Consider the following 3,254-nt stretch of genomic DNA (forward strand, 5'->3'; position numbering starts at 1 on the left):
CCCGGCCGCGGTCGCGCCACCGCGGCCGGGCGCCCCCCCAGACCCCAGGAGATCCATGCTGCTGCGCTTGATGGAACGAATGATCGACCCGTTTCGCGGCCTGCCCGACACCGAGCCGCCGGGCCGGATCTGGCGCTTCTACGCCTATTACCTGCGCGAGGTGTGGCCGGTCTTCGCCCTGCTGCTGGCGGTGGGGCTGGGCGGCGCGCTGATCGAGGTGGCGCTGTTCGGCTTCCTCGGCCGGCTGGTGGACCTGGCGCAGGCGACGCCCGGGCCGGCGTTCTTCCGCCTCCATGCCGGCGAGCTGGCCTGGATGGCGGTGGTGGCGCTGCTGCTGCGCCCGCTCTTCAACGGCCTGCACGACATCCTCGTGCACCAGGTCATCAACCCCAGCCTGGGCAACCTGGTGCGCTGGCAGAACCACCGCTACGTGCTCAAGCAGAGCATGTGGTTCTTCCAGAACGACTTCGCCGGGCGCATCGCCCAGCGCATCATGCAGACCGGCTTCTCGCTGCGCGACTCGGCGGTGCAGGCGGTGGACGCGATCTGGCACGTGCTGATCTACGCCGCCAGCTCGCTCTACCTGTTCGCCGAGGCCGACTGGCGCCTGATGCTGCCGCTGCTGCTGTGGATCGTCGGCTACGTGGCCGCGATGCGCTACTTCACGCCGCGCGTGAAGGCGCGCTCGGTGGCCGCCACCGGCGCGCGCTCGCGCCTGATGGGGCGCATCGTCGACGGCTACACCAACATCGCCACGCTCAAGCTGTTCGCCCACACGCGCCTGGAGGAGGACTACGCGCGCGAGGCGATGGCCGACCTGACCGACAAGGCGCGCAGCTCGGGCCGCATGGTCAGCGCGATGGACTTCACCGTGACCGCGCTCAACGGCGCGCTGATCGCCGCCACCACCGGGCTGGCGCTGTGGCTATGGAGCGAGGGCCACGTCAGCGTGGGCGCGATCGCGCTGTCGGCCGGGCTGGTGATCCGCATCGTCAACATGTCGGGCTGGATCATGTGGGTGGTCAACGGCATCTTCGAGAACGTCGGCCAGGTGCAGGACGGCATGCAGACCATCGCGGTGCCGCGCAAGGTGGCCGACCGCGCGGGCGCGCCGCCGCTGCGCGTGACGCGCGGCGAGGTGCGCTTCGAGGGCGTGGGCTTCCACTACGGCAAGGGCTCGGGCGTGATCGAGGGACTCGACCTGACCGTGCGGCCGGGCGAGAAGATCGGCCTGGTGGGGCCGTCCGGCGCCGGCAAGTCGACGCTGGTCAACCTGCTGCTGCGGCTCTACGACGTCGAGCGCGGCCGCATCCTGATCGACGGCCAGGACATCGCCGGCGTCACCCAGGAAAGCCTGCGCGCGCAGATCGGCATGGTCACGCAGGACACCTCGCTGCTGCACCGCTCGATCCGCGACAACCTGCTCTACGGCCGCCCCGGCGCCAGCGAGGCCGAGCTGATGGCCGCCGCCGCCGACGCCCACGCGGCCGATTTCATCCCGCTGCTGCGCGACGCCGGCGGCGCCACCGGGCTCGACGCGCAGGTCGGCGAGCGCGGCGTCAAGCTCTCGGGCGGGCAACGCCAGCGCATCGCGGTGGCGCGCGTGCTGCTCAAGAACGCGCCCATCCTGATTCTCGACGAAGCCACCTCGGCGCTCGACTCGGAGGTGGAGGCGGCCATCCAGGAGAACCTGGAGACGCTGATGCGCGGCAAGACCGTGATCGCCATCGCGCACCGGCTCTCCACCATCGCGCGCATGGACCGGCTGGTGGTGCTGGACGACGGCCGCATCGCCGAAAGCGGCACGCATGCCGAGCTGCTGGCGCGCGGCGGCCTGTACGCGCGGCTGTGGGCGCACCAGACCGGCGGCTTCGTCGGCGTGGCGTAGCGCGCCCGGCGCCGGACACCGGACACCGCGCCGAACCAGCCCGCTAGACCAGCCCGAGCAGCCCCGCGCCCGCGCCCAGCGCCACCAGCATCAGCGGGTGCACGCGCGTCTTGAGCATCAGGAAGATGGTCAGCAGCGTCACCGCCACCGCGCTCCAGCGGTGGTCCACGCTGGCCGCCAGCACCCAGCCCGACGAGCACAGCAGGCCGATGGTCAGCGTGGCCAGGCCGCGCCGGATCAGGCCCGGCCAGCGCGCCTGCGGCGCGCGCCCGGCGAAATACTCGAAGCCCAGCGCGATCAGGCTGGACGGCCCGCAGATGGCGATCATGCCGGCGATGGCGCCGGCCGGCCCGCCGATCTGCCAGCCGAACAGCGCCACGAACAGCACGTTGGGCCCGGGCGAGGCCTGGGAAATCGCATACATGGCGGAGAACTGCGCGTCGCTCATCCAGCCGTGCGCCTCCACCAGGAAGCGGTGCATGTCGGGGATGGTGGTGGCGGCGCCGCCGATCGACAGGAAGGACAGCAGCAGGAAGTGGGTGAAGAAGCTGCCGAGCACGGTGGGATGGTGGTTCATGCGCGCGGCTCCCCGGCGGCGCCGTCGGTTCCGGGCGGCTGCGCCGGCGCGGGCGGGTCCTGCGGCGCGGCGGCCTCGGCCGCCAGCCGCAGCGCCTGCCCCTCGGCGCGCCATTCGAGCAGCAGGCCGAGCGGCACCAGCACCGCCATCACCGGCACCAGCGGCCAGCGCAGCAGGCCGATGGCGGCGAACGCCGCGACGCCGACCAGCAGGCCGCGCGCGGTCGGCGACTGGCTCTGCGCCAGCCTGAAGCCGGTGGACAGCATCAGCCCGGCGGAGACCGCCGTCATGCCGGCCAGCATGCGCTGCACCGCGGCCACGTCGCGGTAGTGCTCGTACAGCAGCATGGCCGACAGCACCACCACCATCGGCACCATCACCAGCCCGGCGAAGGCGGCCAGCGCGCCGCGCAGGCCGGCGAAACGCAGGCCCATCATCAGCGCCACGTTGATCACGTTGGGGCCGGGCAGCACCTGCCCCATGCTGAGCAGCTCGACGAACTCGCGGTCGTCGAGCCAGCGGTTGCGCTCCACCACCGCGCGCCGCACGAACGGCAGCACGCCGCCGAAGCCGGACAGGCCCATGCGGGCGAACTCGATGAACAGGTGGCGGGGCGTGGGAAGCGGCGCGAGGGCGGCGCGCGGGGGCGGGGGAACTGGCATGTCTCGGACCAGGCAGCAAAGCGGAGAATCGGAGGGTTCTCCCCGCGCCCAGGCAACGGGCGCGGGGCCGGGGGAGAAGGCCGGGCGCTGGCGGACCGCTCGGACGCGGACTTCGTGGCGCCGCCGG

The 3,254-nt window shown here is 72.6% G+C and carries 3 protein-coding genes; 1 reads left to right on the forward strand and 2 read right to left on the reverse strand.

The features are described 5' to 3' along the window. Positions 1 to 55 precede the first annotated feature (55 nt). A complete protein-coding gene (locus tag K206_RS0102450) occupies positions 56 to 1,888 on the forward strand; it encodes an ABC transporter ATP-binding protein (protein WP_020200817.1) in 1,833 nt (610 codons plus the stop codon). 43 nt (positions 1,889 to 1,931) lie between these two features. On the opposite strand, the gene K206_RS0102455 is transcribed toward K206_RS0102450, so the two are convergent. Next, on the reverse strand, positions 1,932 to 2,465 hold the full coding sequence (locus K206_RS0102455; protein WP_020200818.1) for a chromate transporter: 534 nt from the start codon (positions 2,463 to 2,465) through the stop codon (positions 1,932 to 1,934). Continuing rightward, a complete protein-coding gene (locus tag K206_RS0102460; RefSeq protein WP_043365185.1) occupies positions 2,462 to 3,127 on the reverse strand; it encodes a chromate transporter in 666 nt (221 codons plus the stop codon). Before K206_RS0102460 ends, K206_RS0102455 begins: the two co-directional genes overlap by 4 nt. Positions 3,128 to 3,254: the final 127 nt, after the last annotated feature.

The organism is Cupriavidus sp. WS (genome assembly GCF_000395345.1).
Lineage (GTDB): Bacteria > Pseudomonadota > Gammaproteobacteria > Burkholderiales > Burkholderiaceae > Cupriavidus > Cupriavidus basilensis_B.

Bases quoted from the DNA above. Each gene is read 5' to 3' on its own strand.
- K206_RS0102450 (WP_020200817.1), top strand. From the start codon at position 56: ATGCTGCTGCGCTTGATGGAACGAATGATCGACCCGTTTCGCGGCCTG.
- K206_RS0102455 (WP_020200818.1), bottom strand. From the start codon at position 2,465: ATGAACCACCATCCCACCGTGCTCGGCAGCTTCTTCACCCACTTCCTG.
- K206_RS0102460 (WP_043365185.1), bottom strand. From the start codon at position 3,127: ATGCCAGTTCCCCCGCCCCCGCGCGCCGCCCTCGCGCCGCTTCCCACG.